A 25156-nucleotide genomic window follows, 5' to 3' on the forward strand; every position below is an offset into this window, starting at 1 on the left:
TCATTCAAAAATTAAATACAATTTATCCTCTTGCCAAACAGAACGTTTGTTCGTATAATGAATTATACAGCTTTTGTTTTGGAGACAGCATATGGTAAACAAGCAGAAAATTGAATACAACTACACGCAAGAGGAACGACGTGTGATATTTATGATTGATTCTAAAAGCTTTTATGCCAGTGTTGAGTGTGTGGAACGTAACTACAATCCATTAAAAGCATTACTTGTTGTGATGTCAGAACAAGAAAATACCAACGGCGGCTTAGTCTTGGCATCTTCACCAATGGCCAAGAAAATACTGGGTATCACTAATGTTACCCGACAACGTGATATTCCTGTTTGTCCGGACTTAGTGATTGCTCATCCGAGAATGAACCTTTATATTCAAGAAAATCTACGTATTAATAACATCTATCGACAATACACTGATGATGCGCACTTATTGCCATATTCCATTGATGAATCCATCCTTGATATGACACATTCTTGGCAACTATTTGGTAAAACACCAGCAGAAGTTGCTTTCAAAATACAAAAGCAAGTTCGGGCAGAAACAGGTATCTATTTAACTGTTGGTATTGGTGATTCACCAGTCTTGGCCAAATTAGCGCTTGATATTGAAGCCAAACATGCTAAGAATCTGACAGGAATCTGGCATTATGAAGATGTGCCACGGAAGCTATGGCCAATTACTAAACTAACTGATGTTTGGAGTATTGGCTCGCGAACTGCGCGTAAGCTAAATTTGATGGGTATTCACTCAATGTATGACTTATCTCACCAAGATCCATATCTATTTCGTTCGAAACTGGGATTAATGGGTGAACAGTTGTTAGCTTTGTCTTGGGGTATTGACCGATCTGAGCTGACTGAAACAATCAGGCCCAAAAATAAATCATATAGTAATTCTCAAGTTTTACCACGTGATTACAGCCAACAAGCTGAGATTGAAATCGTGATTCGAGAAATGGCGGATCAAGTTGCCACAAGAATTCGTGCCCACCAAAAGCAAACTTGCTTAGTTAGCTTGTTTATTGGTTATTCTTTTTCTGAAAGTGAGAAACAAGAATCACATGGCTTTAGAAAACAATGTCGTATTAGTCCCACCAACGATACCAATGCATTAATGGCTGTTATGATCAACCTCTTCAGAAAGCACTGGCGAGGCGAGATTATTAGACACATCGGGATTGATTACGGTGGCCTAGTTGATGATACTGGAGTACAGCTTAATCTTTTTGAACAACCTGAACACATCCTTAAAACAAACAAAATTGATCAAGTTGTCGACGAAATTCGTCAACGCTTTGGTACTACAGCTTTGATGCGGGCTATGTCTAAAGAAGTCGGTGGAACAGCCATTAACCGAGCTAGTTTAGTTGGCGGACACAACGGAGGCAACAGTTATGACTGACAATGATGATTTCACTACGATAATCAATCGCTACTTCCAAAACGATTACCGAGAACGAGGGAAAATTAAATGGAACGGCTACTTTCTGTCCGACCACACTTCTTCTTTAACCAAAGAGGGCATTCAACGAAATACAATAACTAAGAAATTACCCGCAATATCACTAAATGATGCGCAAGATATTTTACGACACGCTTCTGCTAATTATCATGCCGTAACCGTTCAACAAAATATTAAAGATAACGAAGGAAATCTGATCCCTAATGTGACTGGTTTAATAAATGGTTTTTCCGAATTAGGTGTCTATATTGACCACCAATTCATAGCCTTTGAAGACATTAGAACAGTGGTAAGAAAAAATGAATCCAATTGAAAATATTATCGCAGAGATTAATTCTTTATTCACTAAACAACCTAATACTATTTATGAAGTACGATTGGTTAATCAACGATATGCTAAAAAAGTTAATGTGTTCTTTGAATATTATCGGATTGGACATGCGACTCATTCACAGCAGATTGCTCGTTTAAATGATGAATATCGATCTCAAATACCAGAGTTAGCGACAATGATTCATCAGGCTACTGGCCTGACGGTTAACACCAACTAATTTATTCGTGAATTAATTATCATCTAAAGTTGTTTTTAGATTCAATATGCTCTATACTATTCGTCTTATAAACACTTCAGCCTCGGTAGATAGGGTGATTACAATAATTAATTGAATAATGTTTGCTCCTTCAAATCCGAGTATTACTGTTAGCTACTTCACTAATTTGATATTCTATCCTAGTTGATATACAATTTAGTTATCATAATGAAAGCGCTTACAACGTTTTTGTTTTTAGGAGGCCAGGTTAGAATGTCAGATAAAAAAATATCAGCTGGGTTAGCAGCTTTGAAGGTCATGGAAGGATGGGCTGTTCATACTATATATGGTATTCCTTCCGGAACATTAAGCGGGTTGATGGATGCTATGGGACATCCTGAAAATAATATTAAGTTTTTGCAAGTTAAACATGAAGAAGTTGCTGCAATGGCTGCCGTGATGCAATGGAAATTCGGTGGAAAATTAGGCGTCGCTGTTGGATCAGGTGGTCCAGGGGCTACTCATTTGATTAATGGCTTATATGATGCAGCTATGGATAATACGCCTGTATTAGCAATTTTGGGGTCAAAGCCAGTTCGTGAATTAAACATGGATTCCTTCCAAGAATTAAATCAAAATCCAATGTATGAAAGTATCGCTGTTTACAATCGTCGCGTAGCTACTGCCGAACAATTGCCTCATTTGGTTGATGATGCAATCCGTACGGCGATTGCCAAGCGTGGTGTGGCTGTTCTTGAAGTACCTGCAGATTTTGGATTTTCACAAATTGATGCCAATTCGATTTATTCAACACCACTGTATTCATCAGGCCCAAAGTATAAAGAATACAAATCAGCACCTGTCGATAATGCTGATATTGATGCTGCTGTTGAACTATTAAACCAAGCAAAACAACCAGTTATTTATGCTGGTGTGGGTACCATGGGTCATGGCTCAGCTGTACAAGCATTATCTCGCAAAATAAAGGCGCCCATTATCACGACCGGTAAAAACTTTGAAACTTTTGACTGGGACTTTGAGGCCTTTGCAGGTTCAAATTTCCGAGTAGGGTGGAAGCCAGCCAACGAAGCTGTTCTCGAAGCTGACACTGTATTATTTGTTGGAACAAACTTCCCATTTTCAGAAGTTGAAGGGACATTCCGTAACGTTGACAAGTTTATCCAAATTGATAACAATCCTGCAATGCTAGGTAAACGCCATCAAAATGATGTTGCCATCCTCGGTGATGCTGGTGAAGCAATTGATGAAATACTTGCCAAGGTTTCCTCGGTTTCAGAATCATCTTGGTGGCAGGCTAACATTAAAAATATACAGAACTGGCGCGATTATATGACCAAACTTGAAAAAAAGACCGAGGGCGACCTACAAGCTTACCAAGTTTATAATGCAATTAATGAGCATGCAGCAGATAACGCTATTTTCTCAATTGATGTTGGTAACGTAACACAGCTATCAGTTCGTCATTTGCACATGACACCTAAAAATATGTGGCGCACGTCACCATTGTTTGCGTCAATGGGTATTGGTCTACCGGGAGGTATTGGTGCCAAGAACACTTATCCAGATCGTCAAGTTTGGAATTTGATAGGTGATGGTGCCTTTTCAATGACATATCCAGATGTTGTGACAAATGTTCGCTACAACTTACCAGTCATCAATGTTGTATTTACCAATACGGAATATGGCTTCATCAAAAATAAGTACGAAGATACTAACACCTACAACTTCGGCGTTGACTTTACAGATGTTGATTATGCCAAAATAGCCGAAGCCCAAGGGGCGATTGGATTGACAGTAAGTCGCATTGAAGATATTGATCGCGTCGTTCAGGAAGCGCTTAGCTATTATGGTAAAGGCCGTGTCGTGGTGATTGATGCAAAAATCACTAAGGATCGTCCAATCCCTGTTGAAACATTGAAGTTAGATAAAAGTTTGTATAGTGCAGAAACTGTTAATGCTTATAAAGAAAAATACGAAGCGCAGGAACTCGTCCCATTCCGTGAGTATTTGGAATCAGAGGGACTAACTTCAAAATATATTAAAGACAGTAATGACAATAAGTACAGTTTCTAACAAGATACGTTTTGATGTTTAAATGCATTTTGTTTATACCTTGCCACCACCAATCCAATCTATAATGCTAACTAGTATGTATCATTTGACAAAATTTATAGACGATACTATAACATAGTTGTAGACATAAAAATTTTGATGGAGGTGTAAATATGTCAAACAATTTAATGCAACGTTTTAGTTCTGATGATATTTTTGATTTTATGAATCAGGCTATGCATCCTTGGTCCGATCAACGTTTACTACCAAAGTCGATCAAGACTGATGTGATTGAGAAAGAGGATCGTTTCACCGTTACTGCAGAATTAGCTGGGGTAAACAAAGACGACATCAACATTGATTACAAGAATGACCAACTTTTGATTAGTGCTAAACGTGATGAATTCAAGGATCACACTGATCATGACGGTAATATTTTGCAGAGTGAACGGACATACGGATCTGTGTCCCGTGCTTACTATTTGCCAGGGGTGGACTCAAGCAAGATTACAGCAAAATTCGCAAATGGCGAATTGCGCGTTGAATTGCCTAAGCAAGCAACTGAACAATCAAGTACTAATATTAAGATTGACTGATCTATAATTCGGTGTTTCTATTAATTCGTCCTTTGTATTAGCCGTTGAGGCATTAATTGATACAAGTAAAAAAGCTCGTCCGGATGGATGAGCTTTTTTGTATTGGGCATCCACTTATATCAAAGACTTCATGACTTATTAGATGCTTTCTAAAGCTTCAAATATAGGTGTATCACCATCACTCATTTTTATAACTTGATTTATTGTTGAATTGTGATTCAAAATGTCCGCTAATGTTGCGCCAACATTTTGAATTGAATTCTTCGTTAGCGCCTTATCATTCAAGCTAATTTTATTGGTTCCTGGTATGTCTACGAGTGCAGTTGCTTGTAAAATCGTATAATTAAGTTTCGTTTGTTTCACAAGATAATTATCCGCAAAAAATTTAGCGATATTATAATTCATCAAATCAGCCATTGCTGGATTATGCCATTTATTAGGTTCAAGTGAATATGCTGAGCTCAGCATGATATATCTAGAAACACCATTCGATTCAGCTATATTCATTGACTTGACTGCACCAAAAGCATCTGTTTGTAACAAGTCTTTATTGCGCGATCCGGCTACAAAATAAATTGCGTCAATGTCTTCAACTTTTTGAGATAAGGTTTCAATATCATCATGTAAATCAAAATTGATCGCAGTGATATTTTTGTGTTTCATTGTCCTTTCGGGGTTTCGTGATCCAGCTATGATTTCGTGATGTTGATTAATCAGGTGCTTGATTAACTCTTGACCAACACGACCATTAGCACCAATAACAAATATTTTCATTTTTTATTTCCTCAAATTAGGCTCATTTTTGAACATACCTTACTATATGTGAGTTTAACATAATTTATATTTTTGTGTTGCTAAGCACTTTCATTTAGAAAATGAATAACTGGCTTAAGAATTAAATACGGTGTTCACTTTTGAAAGAACGATAAAAAGATTTTGTGAATGATTTTTGAGGACGAGACAATTGTATAATCCTTTGACTTTCCCCTCCAGATAGATGATGATTTTTTCCCTTACATATAAATGGTCACCACTTACATTTACACACTGACCCGTCGTCAAGTATTTTTACCTCTTGTCGTAATTCTTATCTCAACAGTTATATTTTTCAGTATGATATTGAGTGTTGAAAGATATTTCTAATGTAGAAATTTTGTTGATCCGGTTTGTTTGTTGTGTAAATTGTCATTTCACACTAACCAAAATTTATGTAAAGAAGGGAAGTATCATCATGGCTGATATACTAAAATTTATTTTCGAAATCATTAACAACACACCGTTCTGGGTATGGGTTGTTTTAATTATACTAATTAAACGAGGTACGTCATTAATAAATGACAGTCCTGCTTCTATTGGAAGATCAATCATAATGCCTTTTATTTTCGTTATTTGGGGTCTAAATACAGTAGTAAACAAATTTGCTTCTCCAAATACTTTGCTGAGTTTTTACCTGGTGGCATTGATTTTAGGATTTTTGTTCAGTTACTTACTTTATATGCGACGATCTTTTTATGTTGAAGATGGCCAATTAATTCAGGAGGGTAGTACCTTACCTTTAGTTATTATGCTAACCAATTTTCTAGTAAAATATATTCTAAACGTTATTCTCGCTATCCATCCAGTACTTTACACTCAGATGAATTTCAACATTTTTTATGGTATTGTTTCTGGGTTCACAGTTGGATTATTCTTTGGCGGCATTTATAAAACGCTTACGGCAAAGAAACAATTTTTGAAGTCATAGTGAAAGGAGATATTCCAGTTCCCAAGATCATGCTCAATTACACCATCGTAACCGTAAAACATAAACAAAGGTTCATGTAAGTAATTACGCGTGTCTTTTGACAGAGGTTTCAAAATAAGATATACTCGGTTAATAATTGAATAGTAAATAACTAGGGGCGCCAATTGGCTGAGAAGAACCCTTTGAACCTGAGATGGATAATGCCAGCGGAGGAAAGTGAATTGTGTGATGCAACAGTAACTTGTTAGCAATACATATTTAAAGCAATTTTTGAGCACTTTTGTCCGCTGACAAAAGTGCTTTTTTTGTGGAGGTAAAGCATGGATTTAACAAAAGTTACTCAACAAATTGCGTCGCAGCAAGATGATTTATTAGAATTGGTAAAGCAGTTGGTTGCTTTTGAGACCCCAGCGCCACCAGCGCGTAACACACGTGAGGCTCAAAATTTTGTTGCTGACTACTTACGGCCTTTAGGATTTGATATTGATCAATGGGCATTATATGACAACGATGACATTGTGGTTGGAACCAAAAACGGTGATTCGACATATCAGAGCTTGATTATTAATGGACATATTGACGTTGCCTCGTTAAACCCTGATGAGCAATGGTCTTTTTCACCTTTTGAGACTGTTATTCAGGATGATCGATTAATTGGTCGTGGTGTATCAGATATGAAGGGTGGACTAGCAGCGGCATTGTTCGCCTTAAAAACTTTACATGACCAAAACATTTCTTTACCAGGGAAAGTATTATTTGAATCCGTTATTGGTGAGGAAGTTGGTGAAGCTGGCACAAAATCAACCATTGATCATGGTTATACAGCAGACTTTGCACTCGTAACAGACTCAAGTGACTTAGAGGTTCAAGGGCAAGGCGGTGTTATCACGGGATGGATAACAATTAAAAGTGATCAAACGTATCACGATGGCTTACGTCGTAAAATGATTCATGCTGGTGGTGGTTTGCGAGCAGCAAGCGCTATTGAGAAGATGGCCAAGATAATTATTGGTTTACAAGAGCTAGAACGTGACTGGGCAATAAATAAGGTGTACCCAGGGTTTCCTGCTGGTACAAATACGATTAATCCAGCAGTGATTGAGGGTGGACGACATGCAGCCTTCGTAGCAGATGAAGCGCGTTTATGGATAACAGTCCATTTTTATCCCAATGAAACCTATCAATCTGTCACTAAAGAAATTGAATCCTTTGTAACTCGTTTAGCGCAAGCCGATCCATGGTTACAAAATCACTTACCTATTTTTGAATGGGGTGGGACTTCTATGATTGAAGATCGAGGTGAAATTTTCCCAGCACTAGAAATAGATGAAAACCACGCTGCAGTTCAATCACTATTAAAGTCACACCAGATTACATTTGGAACTAGGACTAACATCTCTTTTTCGACCAGTGTCACTGATGGTGGCTGGTTTGGTGATGCGCACATTCCGGCTGCCATTTATGGTCCGGGTGATTTAAATAATGCGCATGCTGTTGATGAAAGCATTTCAATTGAGCGTTTGGTGCGGTACAGTCAATCTTTAGCACATTTTATTGCGGAGTGGACACATACTAAAAAGGAGTAATAATGGTATTTAGTCAAGAAATTCTTACAGAACTTAGCGATGTTTGGCAAGCTAATTTAAAACATCCATTTGTTCAAGAAATTGGTGAGGGTACTTTACCCGTGGAGAAATTTAAATATTATATGATACAAGATTATGTTTATCTTATTCATTATGCCAAGATATTTGCTCTAGGTGCGCTTAAAAGTACAGACCTAGAGAGCATGACGCAATTTTCAACGATTCTTCATTCAACCTTAACGGATGAAATGGCGCTTCATCGGCAATATGCTGCCCAATTTAACATTAGTGAGGAAACTTTGGCATCAGCACAGCCAGCCCCAACAACTTTGGCGTATACAAATTATTTATTGTCAGTTTCTCAAACTGGCGGACAAGCAGAACTCTTGGCAGCATTGTTGCCTTGTATGTGGGGCTATGAAGCAATTGGCAAAAGCTTATCTCACTCGCCAGGTTCCAAACACGTACTTTATAGTCAATGGATCGAGATGTATAGCTCACCTGAATTTAGCGCACTGACTAAATGGCTAATTCAAAAGTTTGATAGTATGACAGCGAAACAAACTGTTGAACAACGAACACACTTAACGAGTATTTTTAAAAACGCTCTGCGATATGAAGTGCTTTTTTGGGAAATGGCTTATCAAGAAGAAAAATGGCTTGTGCAGTAAACAAAAACAGATAAAAAGCACAGCTTTGGTGGGCTGTGCTTTTTATAATTCGATCCTTTATTTATTAAAAGCCACTTACAGGGTCTAAATATCAACAATCATTATGTTCTGCTGAATCTAATGATTTGCGTACATGGAACAAAACCTGGTGTCAATAAAATAAAGTGATCACTGTGAATCATGTAAGAGAGACGATTAAAATAATAAGAACTAATGTAATAAGTAATCTTACAATATGATGTTTGAAATGAAACGACTTGTTTTGCAAACCGTTGAGAATAGCAGTTAATTGGAAAATAATTAGCCCAATAATAGTCACTATTTTAAACGATCCCAAACCTATGAAATTTGAATATAACATAGCCAGTCCGCTGGTAATATTCAATACATTCCCCCAAAAATTTTTCGATCTCAATCCTTTTACTGATGCAGTCATCATTAGCAGCGCATATGTTGAAATTACTATTTTTAAAATGACAATAAAAATCATTATTTGTTTCTCTTTTCCTTTTGATTTAAAAACGAATTAATATAGCATATTAAAGAGACTTTTACAGCCCAGTTTTAAAATAACTTGTCCCTTGGTCTCGATAAATATGTTGGTATACTTAAAAGTTGCCTGTTAAAAGTAATACAAAAAAGCCAACGATGACTAAAAAAATAAGTAATAACGTACCTTTGATGCTTATGAATGCAAATCTTTGTTCAGGATGAAATGTAGACTCAATTAAATGAGAGTCTTGTTCAAAATTTTCTTTATTCATTAAAAATGCTCCTATAGAATTGATATATTAGTCTAATTTTAGTTGGTCATCTAGTTTACTCTATAACCTGTATCAGTTACAATGATCGCTTCATGATTATTAATTAGTATTAAATTAAGTTTTTTTCGATAGGCGTTATAAGTTTCTTGTACTGTTTTTGTAAAGGGACGTTCAATATAGTGTGGCAAAGTATAAAAATCAGTAATTCCTAAACCACTATAATCAATCAAATATGAAGCCACTTTGGGACTATCCATAATTTTGTTATATTCAATACCAGGGGCTAAACTAATAGCTCCTGGTGATTCACCAATGTAGAGCGTACCGTTTTTAATTTTTTCAGTAAGCAAAGGTAATAAATTTTTATGTTTTAATTTCTGCAAAAGATAAAACGTGTTCCCACCGGTTATAAAAAGTATTTCAGCTTGTTCAATTTTATGGACAACGGTGTCCGTATCTTCATTAGGCACATATCGATATTGCTTATTATAACATTTTTCAAAACGCTGTATTTTGATTATCAACCTCGATGCATTGGCAGCATTTACTTTGAAGTCCATAAAATGCTGAACAAGAAAAGAATCTAACAAACACTAAATCAATAATTGATGTTGTAATACTTTTACGTTGAGGTGCTTTTTTTATAAAATATAGTAAAATATATATTATTATAAATAATAGTGAAAAAGGATGTTCGAAATGACAAATGAAATATATTTTTCTAATGAAAAGGCGATTACTGCGGAAGAACTATCTCGTATTTTTTTAGCGTCGGGCATTCAACATCGACCCGTCAGTGATTTAAAACGTTTAAATACGATGTTGGAGAACTCTAACATGCTTTGGACAGCGTGGGATGACTCAAAATTAATTGGGGTAGCTAGAGCATTGACTGACTACAGTTATGCTTGTTATCTATCTGATTTAGCTGTAGATGCATCCTATCAGAAACAAGGGATTGGACACACATTAATTCAGAAAGTTCGTGAAGAAATAGGACCAGATGTTTCGTTACTACTTCTATCTGCGCCCTCTGCAATAGCGTATTATCAAAAAAATCAATTTGAGCATGTTAATAATGCGTTTTTAATTAAACGCAGACCCTTTTAGATTTATTAATCAAGTTAACATTTTATTATAAATAAGAATAACAAAAAGTAACATTTGTATTAAGTAAAATATGCTTAAGTCCAGATCAACTAGAGCATTAGATATATATCCTCAGACTTGGAGCAGCGACTAGAAAAATTACAAAAGACTATTGTAATTAAATATTTTTATCTGTACAATCACTGAAACAAGTAATTATACAGATAAGTAAAGAAGGAAATGAAATATGGTTGAGGTTTATGTTGCAAGTGCTTTTAGCAAAGATAGCTCTGGTGGTAACAAAGCTGGAATAGTTTTTGATAGGCCCGATTTGATTTCAGTTCAAAAAATGGCAATTGCCAAAGAATTAGGGTATGCTGAAACAGCTTTCATAACAAAATCAAGTTTGGCTGACTTTCGTTTAGAATATTTTACGCCTACTGAAGAAGTGCCACTTTGTGGGCACGCTACAATAGGTACGTTTGCAATCTTAAACTTACTTAATAAATTAACTAAAAGTGAGTATACGATAGAAACAAAATCAGGTTTGTTATCAATAAATATTGACCCAGATGGGATGGTATTCATGGAACAAAAGACGCCAATATTCTTTAATGAAATAGCATCGGATGAATTTATTGGCTGTTTAGATACTGATTCAATTCTTGATACGCTACCAACTCAAATTGTTTCTACAGGTTTAAGAGATATTTTACTACCAATGAAATCAACTGTAGACCTAGAAAAATTAAATCCCAATTTCGCCATTATGACAGAATTGAGTAAACAACAGGACGTTATTGGTGTCCATGCGTTTGCACTAACGGGAAGAAAGAGCAGTATCACGGCAGTTTGTAGAAACTTCGCGCCTCTATACGATATTGATGAAGAGGCCGCAACAGGGACTTCCAACTGCGCATTGGCTTGCTACTTATTTAAATATGTTGAAAAAAAATCACAATATATTTTTGAACAAGGGTATCATTTGAATAGCCCATCACGCATAGTTGTTAATTTAAAAAGTCATGATGACATCATCGATTCCGTATTTGTTGGTGGTTATGGGTATTTAGTTGAAAAAAAATCTGTGTCAGTATAATCTTATACAATTTCAGGAATATAAATTAAAAGCATTGATAAGCACTGTCAATCAATCCCAGAAACCCAATCGGACTAGGATTAACTATTGTATTCACAGTTATATTGATTATTGTGTTTATTCAGGTACTAAGGTAATTTGCTATTTATAGAAGGAATGAAAAAGGCAAGCGATTGTCTTTTTTTGACCCATTGATTTGATTAAAAATGGAGTGATTTTATCATGTTATCGTCAAATTTTAACATAGCCTGGTTTGGAATAAAGCTAAAAACGAACACAAATAATCGATAGATTAACAAACTTAGGGAGGGTGTAGTCAAGAAACTAATTCGAACTATGTTGAACATGTTATAAAGTGAATTTCAACCAGTGTTTCGTGGCAATTAAACTTACAAGTCATTGCTAAAGTTATTGTAAGTTTAGAAGAAGCAACTATATAACCATTGGGAAAAACCGTTCAATAAAAATGAAAAATTTTGTTATAGTTGAATGTAGTATTTAAATTGTAAGTTAACAATGTTTATGTAATATAGATTATATTTGGACGTTTTAAATAAGGAGCATACATGACAAACGGATACGAACAACCCTACAAAGTTTTTAAAACTGTTTTTGGAGAAATTAAGTACAACGTGGTAGGTTCTGGAGAACCACTCATACTAGTGCACGGTACCCCTTGGTCATCATTTAATTGGCGTAAATTAATTCCTGCCTTGAGCCAATGGTTCACCGTGTATTATTACGATTTGTTAGGTTATGGTGAATCTGAAAAAAATGTAGGTGACGTATCTCTGGGTGTACAAAATGAAATTTTATCTTTGTTAGTAAAGCACTGGAAGCTTACTAATCCTAAAATTGTGGGGCATGATTTCGGCGGATCTACAGTTCTACGAACATACCTGCTGAATAAAATAGAATTTGATCAAATATTATTGATTGATCCAGTTGCTGTATCACCTTGGGGATCACCGTTTTTTTCTCATGTTGCTTTGAATGAGTCGGCTTTCAATGGCTTACCTAACTATATTCACGAAGCTGTACTTGAAAAATATGTTACTGGTGCTACTTATAGCGAAATGGATGTAGAAACTTTAAAAGGAATTAAAAAACCTTGGTTGAATGATGAAGGGAAAAAGGCCTTTTACCAGCAAATAGCTCAATCAAGTCAAAAATATACGGATGAAGTTGAAATATTGTACTCCAATATAAAAAAGCCAATTATTTTGTTATGGGGAGAAGAAGATAATTGGATACCCATAAAGCAAGGCAAAAAACTTAATAAAATGATACCAAGTTCTTCCTTAATTCCAATTGGGAATGCGGGACATTTAGTACAGGAAGATCAACCAGCTTTGGTTTTGTCTTATATTCTTAAGTATTTTAAAAATTGACTCAATATTATTTATTTTCAAAGTAACGGACTAAATGCTCGCAAAGTCAGATTAACTAATCGATGCGCTATACTTTGTTTTAGTTTGTCTTGTGTAACTAGACTAGAAACGGAGCAAGTTTGTTTAAAATCAGCAATCATGTCATTTAGTGTGGATTTATCTGTCAAAACCACGCCATTTTCGAAATGGTGTACGAGGCTACGATAATCTAAATTAACAGTACCGATAATAGCGACATTGTCATCTGAAATGTAATATTTTGAATGAATAAATCCTGGCGTATATTCATAAATTTTGATGCCTGAGCTCATCAGCCGATTATAATTTGCGCGTGTCATCGCGTAAATTATTTTTTTATCTGGAATACCTGGAGTGATGATGTTAACATCTACTCCTCGTAACGCTGCTGACTGAAAAGCATTGGCTAATTCATCATCTATAATTAAATAGGGACTAGTTATTAAAACGCGACGCTGTGATGTTGACAGTAATTGAATTAACGCAAGCTTAGAGACACGATAATTATAGATTGGACTTGGTCCATCGCCAAAAGGTAAAACAAAACCTTCAGATTCAACTGGTTTTGCTAATAAATATTGCTCAATATTAAGCGTACTTGACATATTATTAGTGTACCAGTCGACAAAAAACATTTTAGTCAACTCATTAGTAGCCGATCCATCTAGACGGATAGCTGTATCCTTCCAGTGTCCAAAACGATCGATAAGATTGACATATTCGTCAGCAATATTAATACCACCTGTATAGCTAATTTGACCATCAATAATCAACATTTTACGATGAGATCGATTATTAACATCACTATTTGCATCACCAGTAAAACGTGCAAAAGGTGTTATCTCGATGCCGCGTTGATCCATCAAGGTTTTAAAATCACTCGGTAATGTCTTAAAACTGCCAATATCATCATACATCACTCTAACTTCGATGCCTTCTGCTGCTTTTTTAGTTAAAATATCTAAAATGCTATCCCAAAATTGTCCTGTCTCTATGATAAAATAATTAACAAAAATAAATTTTTCAGCTGTCTCTAAATCAATTAGTAGCTGTGCCCACATTTTTTCTCCGAGCGGGAAGTAGGTTAATTTGGTATTTTGATACACTTGATTTCCAGAGGTTTTTTCAATTAACTTGACTAATGATTGTACTTTAAACTCAGTAGGCTGCCGTAGTGTTTTGCCTTCAGTATGTTGCAGCAACTGTTCGTTAGCTTCGTCCATTCGTTTTGTGTATTTTTTAGAAAGTTTTCGTTTACCAAAAATAAAATATATCATCATTCCCGAAATGGGGACTAAAATGACTAACAGCAGCCACGGGATTTTAAATTCAGGATTTTGGTCAGAACTTATAATTATTGCGACAACGATAAACTCTGATATTATAATTGCAACACTAAAATACGGCACATATTTAGTTAATAAAACAACAATAAGCAAAATCATAAAAGTCTCAAAGATGAGTTTCATAAGTGAAAAAATAAATCTATGTGGTAGGTTGTTTTTTAGCATAAGAAAATAACTTATCTCCAATTTTTATTATGGTTAATCCGACGATAATCCGTTCTGTTAAGAGTAGTTAAACATTTTAAATAGTTGCATTTATAATTTTATTGTTGTCTATTATCTAAGTTTGACTACTATTATATTTTATTAATTATAGCATGGTATACAAATGGTTTAGTTGATCATTCTTTAAACGAGGCATTTATTTAAAAGCACTAGTAAAGGGTGTAGTGCTTTTTTGTAATTTGGTTTTTTTAATCTAGTACTACGATAGATTTCAAGAACACTTATCAATATTGAAAAACAGTCTACTAGCATTAGCAACGAACTATGTCAAAAACAATTGAAGTTCATGATTGTTTGTCAAAAAGAACAAATTAAAAAGGGTATCGTGTGATATCTTGTATCGAAACTATTGACACAATATATAGTAATAGTTTATATTATATGTACACTTATAAAAAGGAAAAGAAAAAATGAAATATAGTTTTGAGCAGAAAGCAAACACTTCGGTTACAAATTTATGGGCATTATATGCTGACGTCAACAAATGGTTTACTTGGGAAAATGATTTAGAAGAGATTTCTTTAGATGGTTTGTTTGAAACTAATACTAAAGGCAGCATGAAATTAGTCAATATGCCAACAATGGTATTTGAACTAGTTAAAGTTATTCCTGAAGAAACTTTTATTGATAAAACGACTATTTCGAATGTAGGGGAAATCTATTTCATTCACGAATTGCGTGCTACCAATGCTAATGAAACATCAATAACGCACTCTGTTGAATTCATACCTTCAAACAGAAAACCCGAAATTAATGATTTACAATTCGTTTCAAAAATATTTGAAGATGTTCCAGCAAGTATTTTTGCACTTATTAAGGCTGCTACCAATGACTCAAAAATTTAATTCCGAATTTAAAGACAACGCGGTTGATTCCGTAGGCCTCTCATTTATAAAAGTTTATAACTTATGGCACACACGTATAAAAAATGAATTACGTAAATACAATTTAACTCACCCGCAATTTATTGTTTTGTCAACACTAGCTTATTTGACGCAATACAATGATGAAGTTAATCAAGTGAATATTGCAAAACATTCTGATATTGATGTTATGACGGTTTCAGTAATTATAAAAAATTTAGAAAAATTTAGTTTTGTTACACGTAAAGCTTCAAAAAAAGACACCAGATCAAAAGTTATAAAACTTACTCCAAAGGGGTTGGATATTGTCAATGAAACTTTACCGATAATTGAGAAAGTAGATCAAAGTTTCTTTTCTGTTCTAAAAACAGAGAAAAGTCAATTTAATAATATGTTACAATTACTAATAACCACTAATTCAATCACGGATAAGTAATAAAGTATTATTTATTAACCAAGAATAAAAAACACGGTTTAATATGACTAGTGTTTTTTTTAATATTAATTTGTAGCCATCGAGAGAATTTTCAAGGTTGCTTTAACTATTAATAAATTATGATGTATAAAGTAGTAAGTTGGCACAAATCAAATTGTGCTGACTTTTTTATTTATATTTAAATTTTGAAAGGATAAACAATGACACAAAAAATATGGTTAAAACCAGACCAACTAGAAAACTATATCGCTCAACTACAAGGATTTAGGAACACTTATCAATCATTATTGACCGTTCTAGCATCTGATCGTCAGAATTTTGAGTTTAAACCTGGCGCACCAAACTTCCAAAATACACTCCAGATGTCAATGAAGTTACATCGTTACATTCCATCAGGACATCACAAACCTTTTGCGATGTCCTGATTTTCGGTAAAGAACTAGATAAACAAGTACAAACTTTAATTGAAACCAGTATTGCTTTAACCTTTGAATACCGTGACTTGACCAACTTATTAAATGGTCATGATGTTAATAGTGAAAATGGTATAAATCTGGTTGAATCTAAACTAAAACAAGCGAAAAAACAATTTTATGAATCCTCACGATAGGTCATATTAGGCTATTAATTTTTAAAACGTTTATCATCTTGATGTTATAAACGTTTGTTAGTCTGAAATTGTAGTTTACTGATCAAAGGAGAATAAAAAATTAAATAACAGCAGAAGAACCAAAGAAAAGGAGACGACAACCTCGATTAAACGAAAATCAGCGCTACTTAATCGAACATTTGTGGAATAATGAACAACTCTCACAAACTGATATTGGTCGTCAATTAGGGTATGATCCGTCAGTGATTAGTCGTGAATTAGACCGTGGCAATGTCCTGGATTTCTCTAATCTAGACCGTCACACTTTATTAAGAATGAGCATTCATGCACGGATTAAGTATTCGGCGCAACGTGGTCAATACATTGTGACTAAAAAGCGCTTTCGCATGGGACAAGGGCTATTACTTACTCCGGAATTAAAGGAACTAATTGAGCACTGGATTAATGTAGAATATTGGAGGCCAGAACAGATTGCCGGCAACGTGCAAGATGTGGAAGTATCGTCCTCAACGATTCGAGATTGGTCAAAAAGAGGACTAATTAATATTCGTACCCATAAATATCACCGACAAGATGGTTCTCCCAAACAACGTGAGTTAGCTAAAAACCAACGGGCACGCCAACGAGAGATTGCTCGCTTACGAGAAAACTTACAAAAAAGTGGTGAGTTGGTACGTCATTCCATCTATGATCGTTCACCAGTTGTGGCTAAACGTAAACAATTTGGTCATTGGGAAATTGATTTAGTGTTACCAATGAAACAAAACAACGGTCAATATCAAGACCACTCCGCTATTATGACAGTCGTTGAACGAAAGACTAGATTCTACGCCTTGATTAAAGTTAAAAGTAAACAATCGAAAGATATGATTGAAGCGTTTAAACTATTTTATGAACGTTATGGCAAAGTGGTAAGAACGATTACGGCTGACAACGGGTCTGAATTTATCTCTTGGGATTTTTTAGAATACGTTCAAAAAGAGCTTAAAATTAAGCTCTATTACTGCACACCATCATCACCACATCAACGAGGTTCTAACGAAAACCGCAACGGTAAACTGCGTGATTGGTTTCCCAAAGGAACCAGTTTTAAGCCAGTGAAGCAACGACAACTAGATGAAGTGGCTGATAAAATGAATGCCATGCCAATGCGAATAGCATTACAAGGTAAGAGTCCAATTGAGTTGTTTGATAAGGAATATAAAACAATGCAAAGGTATCGTCGTGCGTATGAGAAAAGAAAATTAAAACAAAGCAAACAAAACTAATTCTCAGCAGTATGCAATAAATAATGTTTCAAGCTTGACTTTTTTAAATGGTAATATATAATTTACTTAAGTAATATATACATTACTTAAAAAGGATATTTGTGATGCTTACAAACAATGTCAAAAAATTTAGAGTTGAAGCTGAAATATCTCAAAGGGATCTGTCTTATATTGCTGGCGTTACTCGTCAAACAATGAGCTTAATTGAGAAAGGTGAGTATAATCCAACAATCAGCCTGTGTTTGAGAATTTGTTATGGACTGAATAAGACGCTTGATGAAGTTTTTTGGTTAAAACAGGGGGATTTTGAAAATGAAAAAAGTCGTTGATGAACGTTTAAAGATACAATTAATCAAAAATTTTAAAATAGCCTTTCTCGTTGAAAATGCCGTTATTATATTAATGTTAATTTATCAAAGCTTTAAAAATATGGACAAAGCAATTAGTGCCAGTAATCCGATCTGGACTGCGTTAATCGTCGGTACAATGACGCTATCATTTCTATCAGTTAATGTCACTGCAAGCATTGAAGATAAGCCAAAAAGGTCAAACTTAAAACTATTGTCTTATTTCATGCTTATATTTATTATTGGTAGCTTATTTTTTATGGTTATATTGCCAAAGCATATTTTACTGGCTTTTCTTTGCGGGACAGTAATCGCTGTATTTGTATCAGGTCTTTTAATTTATGAAAACCACTACCGATACCGAGATAATTAAATACTGCCAATTGCTTTTCAAGTCGATACACTATAATATTGTTATCTGTTCGATAATATGGTAAATTCAATGAATTACACGTCTTAATTTTTTGGAGGTATTATGACTGATCAAACGCAAATAATCATTATGGTTATTTTTCTCATGATTTATATTACAGGTGTGACTATCTATACAAAGTTACACTATAAACAAAGCATACGTAAAACTGGCGTTGATGTTTCAACTAAATCACCAAAAGAGTTACGTAATTTGTTCCTCAAGTAGTTCCTAATCAACTTAATTTTGCTAATTATTTGTTGTTTACCAATCTAATCATCTAATTAAAACACTATAAAAATACCTTAAACAACTAGCAATTGTTTAAAGGTTTTTTTATTTAACTATTTTTTCTTGCTAAACAGAACAATTGTTCGTATAATGAAATTACGGTTTTGTTGGGAAAAGATTAATGATTAATTAAATTACACGATAAATAATTTATTAATTTTTTGTTAGACTTAGATAAAGAGGAAAATTTAATGAACGCAATTATTTTTCATGGATCAGCACCACATGCTACGGTAGACAAATTCTGGTATCAAAATATCGCTCAGAGTTTAACTGATAGTGGGATTACTGCAGTTGTTGTTGATTTACCAAAACTTGATCAAGAATCCTTAACAGAAACATTAATTAGAATTAATGAAATGAATTTAGTAATTGATGAAAACACTATTTTGATTGGTCATTCAGCTGGAACAAATATTATCTTTGCTTTGTTGGAAAACATCAGCATTCAAGCTAAATCTGTCTATCTAATTGCTGGTTATAGTCAGCCAAATGGTATGCGACATACAACGTTAAAAAATTCTTATGACTGGAATAAGATTAAGAACAATTCAAAAGAATTCTATATACTTAATTCGTTTAATGATCCTTTTAATTGTGATGAAAAACAAGGTAAAATTTTGTTTGATCATTTGGGTGGTACTTTAATTTTGCGTAATGATGGCCATTTTACCAAAAAGAACCAACCATTATTGAAGCTATTGTTAAAACAATATACGTAATTTTTGTCATAACGGTTTGTCAAAATTACAATTCAAACATTTAAAAGTTGTAAATTATGAGTTAAGTCAATAATGTGATTAAATCAAAAAATACAGATACTCAGCAAAACAGATTGCATATTGGGTATCTGTATTTTTTTAGAAACTTAGTTGCGGAATCAAGATGTTAAACAACCTTAAAATAAGGATTAGAAACCAATGTATTTTCCGAGTTATTTGTTAATAATGTAAATAAGTATAGTTCATTATTCAATAATCAAGAATATTTTGAAACATATAATTTAGCTTTGATTGAGGACACACTGCCTTCAGAAACTAAAAACAAGTTATTTGTAATTGAAATCGAATCAATACTAAGACAATTTATCTTGCTTCAAAAAGAAAATAAAATTGATGTTAATAATTTAAAATACATGCACCAACCAAGATATGACAATATTCATTCATTTATAAAAAATAAATATTTAGAAATTAATCAGAATGTTGTATTTAAATATTTTCAAAATGACAATAAAATTTTGAAAATATTTAATTCTTTTAATTACGTTGAAGAAAAATTTTTATCAAAAACAACATTAAACAGCATATTGAAAGCAACTACCCATGTTACCAGATACTCAAATTTATTTTCTACAAGTGAATCTAATTATTTAAGTTATTGCCTTGATAATTCTCTATTTAGTGACGCACTTTCCTTAAGAAACATATATTTACATGGTGCGTCTAAACATTTTTCAGATGAAGATCATCGCATAAATTATCTTCGAATTTTAAATTGTATGTTAATTATTATTGCTAATATTAATGATGAATTGATTTATAAAATAGATACTCTAGAAAAGATTGAAACTAATAATTAAACAAAGCGCTCTAGTGTAATTAAAGTATCTTGTAAAAACGCATCAAGATGTTTAATTGAGCCATAGAAGTATAATTCAATAATTGTAAAAGTAAAAATTTATTTAGGAAAGGAGCATAGATGCCCAGAATTCCAAAACTCAAAATCAATTTTGAGTACGAAAAAAAAGAAGAAAGAAAAACCTATCAAAATTCCTAAAGTGCATACTTTGAACTTAGGTCGGGTTCGTTCGATTGTCCTATTAATATTAATAGGTTTTTTTTATTTACTTTAGTTATGTGCTACTTTTAGCAAATGAAACTGCGCATAAGAATAAAACCTTACAACAAACAGTTGCTACTTTGAATCAACGTATTAACCAAGAAAATGCTGGAACAACCAGTTATAATCCACTAGTGGATCAGTACATGACCTAGTTTTTAAAAATCCACTATTCACCATCAAATGGTGATTTAGATAATCCAACAATAACACATTGTGCGGGAAAAGATTATACCATTCAATATAGCCAGACAAGCCGAAAAACAAATATTAAAAAGTTTCACCAGTGATTTGGAAAATTAAATCGTATTACTACATGGTTGGTTCGATACTAAGACCCAAAAATTTATTCCTATCAAAATAAATACCACGAACTAATGTGTCATATATACTTGACACACTTGATGGAATATTTTAGACTAGTGTTAGTCACATATAAATGACACTGGAGTTCAGTATGAATCATATCAAAGAGTATCGCAAAGCAAAAAAAATGTCACAATACGAATTAGCACAAGCAATTGGGGTAGCGAGACAGACCATTAATTTGATTGAAAATGATAAGTATAATCCATCATTATCGCTTTGTTTGAAGTTAGCTCATGTGCTTGAAACTGATCTGAACACACTTTTCTGGGAGGAATATAATGAAGACTAAAGAAACACTAGCAACAAAACTACTCAAACGCTTTTATGGTGTTCAGGGGGTATTAGATGAATATCGGCGTAATGAAATTTATAAAATAGGAAATACCGGCTTTATAGCTATGTTTTACTATGCCTTATTTAGTAACTTTATTGTTTTATTGGTTTTTAGTCTCGATAACCATCGGCATACTGAAGATATCTTAATGTGGTACATTATAGCGAACATAATCTTTCTAATATGTGGTATTTGTGGGTATGTGCTGATTACAACACGTCGTCGTCATTTGTTAGAGAATGAAGTTCAAGATATTGAAACTCAAAAGAAACACCTTAAATACTTAGCCATACGTCAAGGAATTTTCTTTGGAGTGTTCAATTATTTATTTACCGTACTAATGTCTCCGGAATTTAGTGATCTTCGGTCTATACGTTCTTTATTTGGAGCAATTTTTGCTGGTACATTCTTTGGTGTAGCCATGTACTTATTTCAAAGAATGAATTTAAAGAAAGTATAGTAAATAATGATTAGACAAAAACATCTTAAGTTTTTCATGCTTATATTTTTGGGTGGTGTGATAGGTTATTTAATGCAAATGGCTCCGCATCTAAAATATCAATGGAGTCAAAACATAATCACCTTTATGGCTACTGATTTAGGTTCTTGGGCAGTTATTACTTTGATAATCTGTTCATATTCTGATAGTTGGCAAGAGTCAGCTATGAATACGGTGGCTTTTATGTGGAGCATGGTTATAACTTATTACGTTTTAAATCCATTAACTGCTACAGGTAACTTACACTGGATTGTTTTAGCAATTTTAATGTTACCCATTGGGGCGATAGGATATTTTTACAAAACTAAAATAAGTGTGGCGCTATTATTTATCATCGGTTGTCTGTTTGCTCTTACAATACAGATTATGACGATTATTAAAATGGTTACACTAAACCAAATGATTGTACAAAATCAAGCGGGCATATTAATCATTGTTCATCAAACCTGGTTTGCTTACACAAATCGTATACTACTTGCTTTGATAACTATATCTGGTATGTTTGCAGTGATAAACTATTGGCGAATTAAGTTGAGGAAGGGTAAACAGAGTAGAGTAATTAATAATTAAAAAAGGAATGCATCATAAAACAATGTCAGCTAACTGCTCGACTAATAAAAAGCAACCCCAAATTACCTTTTTTTAAATCATTTGGATCAAAAGATTTCCAGTATACGGAAGTATACGAATTTGCTCGCTATGCGTCCACTAAAAAATTGTCCTTTATTTATACATTGAGATTGTTTCAAAATATGTTGTCTCATATACCAGATAATGCTGTTATTGTTGCATGTATTGATAGTGATTTATATGACAAATTTTGTAGATTGGGTTTTCCTTTTGATAAAATAAGTGAGCCTATATTTTATCTAGGGTCACTGACAGTTCCAGTAAATGCTAAAGTGAAAAATATAGAAGATTGGCTCAATAAACACAAGAGAATTTGCAGTCAATAGTTTGAGTTGCTTATAAATACTCTTATACTAAAACAATGAGTAATTTTTATTTAGTCCGCTTAATTATAGGTGTATTTTTATATCAAGTGGTTATTCACAAGACCTTGAACCTGACAGAATATAAATGATTTATGAATCAACCCATTAAAGCGCTGTTCGTTCACTTCAACATGCACCTATGGTTTGCAAAAAAAGGGTCAAGAGACACGACCTGAAATGTTGAAACAAGAAGGAAAAGAAAAAGGCCAGCCAATTGGTGTATGCTGACACATTGATAGTTCTTGATGAAAAGACACTAGACAAGCCAGCATCAAATCAAAGTAAGAAAGCTACTAACCAAGCTGACAAAAATAAATAACAAGGCGGTCTTGCGACTATACAAAGGCAGTTTGCATTTAATCTAAACAAGATTATAATGAAAATAATTTCTGTGGAGGTTATATATGTATAGGGTAAGAAGATTTTTAAATACTGATGCTGAGTTAGTTGCTCAATTAATAGCTAAGACAATGAAAACAACTAATATAAAAGACTATTCAATGGAATACATTGAAAACGATTTAAAGTCACTACAAGCGAATGATGTAATTGAACGTGCAGAACAATTTCATTGTTATGTTATCGAAAATTCTGATAACTACCAAATTATAGGTGTCGGTTCGATTGGCCCCTTTTGGGGAAGCCAGTCTGAAAGTAGTCTATTTAATATTTTTGTTGACCCAGATTATCAAGGTCACGGTTTGGGCAGAAAAATAATTGAAACCTTGGAAACAGACGAATACTTTTTAAGAGCCTCACGTATTGAAATACCTGCATCTAAAACGGCGTTACATTTTTATCAGAAAATGGGCTACGATTTTAAAAATGGTATAGATGAAGTCGATTCCGAAGAGTTGTATCGTTTAGAAAAATTTAACCCTACTTCAAAACGTCAGACCAAGTAGCTCTGATTAATATAATGAGAAAGATTAAAGGCTGATTAAACAATCGGTCTTTTTTGGTTGTTACAATGGCACAGAACTTGATTTATTTTAGCTTTATAGCTGGGGTTTGGCTCGTCTATGTTGGATTTTTTTTCCCTACATTGTTGCTCTTTATGAGCTTAAGTCGCTCACTACATTTAGCTATGATAATTGCTAGTGTGATGACTATTTTATTTATTGTTGTACAGCAAACTTTTAGGGATTTGCATTTAATCAATCAATTACAAGAGAACATTTGAACAAAAATTTTTTTAAACAATATACTTACATGTGTAACGTTAAACAAGATAATATTGACTACGCCAGCTTACTTTGGTACATTATCTTTATTTGATAAATAAGGAGATAATAATGAATTGGAAAAAGTTTGCTTCAACAATAGGTGGTATGTGGTTAGCATACCTAGTATACAAAGTAATTACACTAATTCTTTTGTATACCTTTGATGGGTTACAATCAAAGCCGTATTATGAATTCATTTATTTTATTATTGTTGTTTCTATTACATTAGTAATTTTCAATTGGACAAAACGGTTTTTCAAACAGGAAATTATATTTAGCCCGAATATTGTTGCTTTAAAAAAACAATGGTCAATACTGATAGTCCCTCTATTCTTGTATGGCATCGATACATTTGCAATTCTCCCCAGTGCAACAGAATATTCTTTTTATATCGTTATGGCTTCTATTGCTAGTGCGTTAGGCGCAGCTATTTTTGAAGAAATGCGAGATCGAGGCTTTGGTGGTATCGGATTGGCATTATCTATTGAAAATAGTCAATGGAAACCGATGTTTATTGCAATCGTAACTTCTTTTATTTTTTCAATAACACATTATTTTAATTTACTAATGCCTAATGCACCTACACTTGTAGCTACAAATCAACAGGTAGTTTCCACATTCTTCTTGGGCATGACCTCGATTGTTTTATATATGCGAACTGGAAGCATATTCTATAGTATTTTAATTCATTTTTTGAATAATTTTACTTTCTGGACACCTACATCTGATTTATCTCAAGATGATGGTTGGGCATCTATGTTAATTTTTTACGCTCTTATTCCTGGGCTATATTCCTTGTGGTGCTTAAGACCCAAAAAATCAGAAATGAATTTAAAATATTTACCCGACAAACAATCAGACTAACTTATTGACAAACAGTTTCTCAAAATATGTAAGCCATCGAATACGATGTCAAGACTGATAGGAATTATCATTTTTTGAACAAAACAAAAGATAGATACTGTAAATTAATTAAAAAAATATTTGAGAGAAAGGATAAGAGCTGATAAACAGCTCTTTTTTATTTAAAAATTATGGAAAATTCAAAAAAGTATAAA

28 protein-coding genes, 1 pseudogene and 1 riboswitch are annotated in these 25156 nt (G+C 33.5%); of the genes and pseudogenes, 25 read left to right on the top strand and 4 right to left on the bottom strand.

Going from position 1 to position 25156, the window contains the following annotated elements:
- Positions 1 to 91: 91 nt before the first annotated feature.
- The 5 genes from RHP64_RS04855 (at position 92) to RHP64_RS04875 (ending at position 4673) form a co-directional block, all read left to right on the top strand.
- Positions 92 to 1414, top strand: a complete 1323-nt coding sequence (locus RHP64_RS04855) for a Y-family DNA polymerase (RefSeq protein WP_025268088.1) — start codon at positions 92 to 94, stop codon at positions 1412 to 1414.
- Positions 1407 to 1787, top strand: coding sequence for a hypothetical protein (locus RHP64_RS04860; protein ID WP_014324710.1), 381 nt, complete (start codon positions 1407 to 1409; stop codon positions 1785 to 1787). Before RHP64_RS04855 ends, RHP64_RS04860 begins: the two co-directional genes overlap by 8 nt.
- Entirely contained in the window at positions 1774 to 2025 is a 252-nt protein-coding gene (locus tag RHP64_RS04865; RefSeq protein WP_014324711.1) for a hypothetical protein, read from the top strand. The genes RHP64_RS04860 and RHP64_RS04865 overlap by 14 nt, the downstream gene beginning before the upstream one ends.
- Before the next feature lie 252 nt (positions 2026 to 2277).
- Positions 2278 to 4098, top strand: a complete 1821-nt coding sequence (gene spxB / locus RHP64_RS04870) for a pyruvate oxidase (RefSeq protein ID WP_025268089.1) — start codon at positions 2278 to 2280, stop codon at positions 4096 to 4098.
- 152 nt (positions 4099 to 4250) lie between these two features.
- Positions 4251 to 4673 (top strand): Hsp20/alpha crystallin family protein, encoded by a 423-nt coding sequence (locus RHP64_RS04875; RefSeq protein ID WP_025268090.1) that lies wholly within the window; start codon positions 4251 to 4253, stop codon positions 4671 to 4673.
- 138 nt (positions 4674 to 4811) lie between these two features.
- On the opposite strand, the gene RHP64_RS04880 is transcribed toward RHP64_RS04875, so the two are convergent.
- Positions 4812 to 5447: an NAD(P)-binding oxidoreductase gene (locus RHP64_RS04880; RefSeq protein WP_025268091.1), complete on the bottom strand. Its 636-nt coding sequence runs from the start codon at positions 5445 to 5447 to the stop codon at positions 4812 to 4814.
- 457 nt (positions 5448 to 5904) lie between these two features.
- Here RHP64_RS04880 and RHP64_RS04885 point away from each other — a divergent pair, with 457 nt between their 5' ends.
- From RHP64_RS04885 to tenA, 3 genes are all read left to right on the top strand, one after another.
- Entirely contained in the window at positions 5905 to 6417 is a 513-nt protein-coding gene (locus RHP64_RS04885) for a DUF6622 family protein (RefSeq protein ID WP_025268092.1), read from the top strand.
- A 143-nt stretch (positions 6418 to 6560) separates the two neighbouring features.
- Positions 6561 to 6649, top strand: a riboswitch (TPP riboswitch).
- 88 nt (positions 6650 to 6737) lie between these two features.
- Positions 6738 to 8003 (top strand): acetylornithine deacetylase, encoded by a 1266-nt coding sequence (locus tag RHP64_RS04890; RefSeq protein WP_025268093.1) that lies wholly within the window; start codon positions 6738 to 6740, stop codon positions 8001 to 8003.
- A gap of 2 nt (positions 8004 to 8005) precedes the next feature.
- Entirely contained in the window at positions 8006 to 8674 is a 669-nt protein-coding gene (gene tenA / locus RHP64_RS04895) for a thiaminase II (protein WP_025268094.1), read from the top strand.
- 608 nt (positions 8675 to 9282) lie between these two features.
- Here the strand turns inward: tenA and RHP64_RS04900 are convergent.
- Together RHP64_RS04900 and RHP64_RS04905 are read right to left on the bottom strand one after the other, a co-directional pair.
- On the bottom strand, positions 9283 to 9438 hold the full coding sequence (locus RHP64_RS04900; protein ID WP_164907644.1) for a hypothetical protein: 156 nt from the start codon (positions 9436 to 9438) through the stop codon (positions 9283 to 9285).
- Positions 9439 to 9488: 50 nt separating this feature from the next.
- On the bottom strand, positions 9489 to 9998 hold the full coding sequence (locus tag RHP64_RS04905; protein WP_025268096.1) for a Type 1 glutamine amidotransferase-like domain-containing protein: 510 nt from the start codon (positions 9996 to 9998) through the stop codon (positions 9489 to 9491).
- A gap of 139 nt (positions 9999 to 10137) precedes the next feature.
- On the opposite strand from RHP64_RS04905, the gene RHP64_RS04910 reads away from it, so the two are divergent.
- From RHP64_RS04910 to RHP64_RS04920, 3 genes are all read left to right on the top strand, one after another.
- Positions 10138 to 10548 carry a GNAT family N-acetyltransferase gene (locus tag RHP64_RS04910; protein WP_038534130.1) on the top strand — a complete coding sequence of 137 codons (411 nt, stop codon included), beginning with the start codon at positions 10138 to 10140 and terminating at the stop codon, positions 10546 to 10548.
- Positions 10549 to 10774: 226 nt separating this feature from the next.
- Positions 10775 to 11626, top strand: a complete 852-nt coding sequence (locus RHP64_RS04915) for a PhzF family phenazine biosynthesis protein (RefSeq protein WP_025268098.1) — start codon at positions 10775 to 10777, stop codon at positions 11624 to 11626.
- A 566-nt stretch (positions 11627 to 12192) separates the two neighbouring features.
- Positions 12193 to 13017 (top strand): alpha/beta fold hydrolase, encoded by an 825-nt coding sequence (locus RHP64_RS04920; protein ID WP_025268099.1) that lies wholly within the window; start codon positions 12193 to 12195, stop codon positions 13015 to 13017.
- Between the two features lie 17 nt (positions 13018 to 13034).
- Here RHP64_RS04920 and cls read toward each other — a convergent pair whose 3' ends face one another.
- Complete coding sequence (cls, locus tag RHP64_RS04925; RefSeq protein WP_051394927.1) at positions 13035 to 14480, bottom strand: cardiolipin synthase; 1446 nt, start codon at positions 14478 to 14480, stop codon at positions 13035 to 13037.
- A 536-nt stretch (positions 14481 to 15016) separates the two neighbouring features.
- Here cls and RHP64_RS04930 point away from each other — a divergent pair.
- The 14 genes and pseudogenes from RHP64_RS04930 (at position 15017) to RHP64_RS04995 (ending at position 24962) form a co-directional block, all read left to right on the top strand.
- Entirely contained in the window at positions 15017 to 15451 is a 435-nt protein-coding gene (locus tag RHP64_RS04930; protein WP_025268101.1) for an SRPBCC family protein, read from the top strand.
- Entirely contained in the window at positions 15435 to 15905 is a 471-nt protein-coding gene (locus RHP64_RS04935) for a MarR family winged helix-turn-helix transcriptional regulator (RefSeq protein WP_025268102.1), read from the top strand. Before RHP64_RS04930 ends, RHP64_RS04935 begins: the two co-directional genes overlap by 17 nt.
- A gap of 200 nt (positions 15906 to 16105) precedes the next feature.
- Positions 16106 to 16515, top strand: a pseudogene (locus tag RHP64_RS04940) (hypothetical protein).
- A 104-nt stretch (positions 16516 to 16619) separates the two neighbouring features.
- A complete protein-coding gene (locus RHP64_RS04945) occupies positions 16620 to 17783 on the top strand; it encodes an IS30 family transposase (RefSeq protein ID WP_025268104.1) in 1164 nt (387 codons plus the stop codon).
- 104 nt (positions 17784 to 17887) lie between these two features.
- On the top strand, positions 17888 to 18112 hold the full coding sequence (locus tag RHP64_RS04950; protein WP_025268105.1) for a helix-turn-helix transcriptional regulator: 225 nt from the start codon (positions 17888 to 17890) through the stop codon (positions 18110 to 18112).
- Positions 18096 to 18503 carry a hypothetical protein gene (locus RHP64_RS04955; RefSeq protein ID WP_025268106.1) on the top strand — a complete coding sequence of 136 codons (408 nt, stop codon included), beginning with the start codon at positions 18096 to 18098 and terminating at the stop codon, positions 18501 to 18503. Before RHP64_RS04950 ends, RHP64_RS04955 begins: the two co-directional genes overlap by 17 nt.
- A gap of 102 nt (positions 18504 to 18605) precedes the next feature.
- On the top strand, positions 18606 to 18770 hold the full coding sequence (locus tag RHP64_RS04960; RefSeq protein WP_155246462.1) for a hypothetical protein: 165 nt from the start codon (positions 18606 to 18608) through the stop codon (positions 18768 to 18770).
- Between the two features lie 254 nt (positions 18771 to 19024).
- Entirely contained in the window at positions 19025 to 19555 is a 531-nt protein-coding gene (locus tag RHP64_RS04965) for an alpha/beta hydrolase (protein ID WP_025268107.1), read from the top strand.
- Positions 19556 to 19923: 368 nt separating this feature from the next.
- Positions 19924 to 20415 carry a hypothetical protein gene (locus tag RHP64_RS04970; protein WP_128739635.1) on the top strand — a complete coding sequence of 164 codons (492 nt, stop codon included), beginning with the start codon at positions 19924 to 19926 and terminating at the stop codon, positions 20413 to 20415.
- A gap of 717 nt (positions 20416 to 21132) precedes the next feature.
- The gene (locus RHP64_RS04975) at positions 21133 to 21333 is read left to right on the top strand and encodes a helix-turn-helix transcriptional regulator (protein WP_025268109.1); all 201 of its coding nucleotides are present in this window, start codon (positions 21133 to 21135) and stop codon (positions 21331 to 21333) included.
- Positions 21323 to 21838: a DUF3278 domain-containing protein gene (locus RHP64_RS04980; protein ID WP_025268110.1), complete on the top strand. Its 516-nt coding sequence runs from the start codon at positions 21323 to 21325 to the stop codon at positions 21836 to 21838. The genes RHP64_RS04975 and RHP64_RS04980 overlap by 11 nt, the downstream gene beginning before the upstream one ends.
- Positions 21839 to 21844: 6 nt before the next feature.
- Positions 21845 to 22447 (top strand): hypothetical protein, encoded by a 603-nt coding sequence (locus RHP64_RS04985; protein WP_025268111.1) that lies wholly within the window; start codon positions 21845 to 21847, stop codon positions 22445 to 22447.
- 829 nt (positions 22448 to 23276) lie between these two features.
- Positions 23277 to 23777 carry a GNAT family N-acetyltransferase gene (locus tag RHP64_RS04990; RefSeq protein ID WP_025268113.1) on the top strand — a complete coding sequence of 167 codons (501 nt, stop codon included), beginning with the start codon at positions 23277 to 23279 and terminating at the stop codon, positions 23775 to 23777.
- A gap of 390 nt (positions 23778 to 24167) precedes the next feature.
- Positions 24168 to 24962, top strand: coding sequence for a CPBP family intramembrane glutamic endopeptidase (locus tag RHP64_RS04995; RefSeq protein ID WP_025268115.1), 795 nt, complete (start codon positions 24168 to 24170; stop codon positions 24960 to 24962).
- Positions 24963 to 25156: the final 194 nt, after the last annotated feature.

The organism is Leuconostoc sp. XM4, assembly GCF_055698815.1.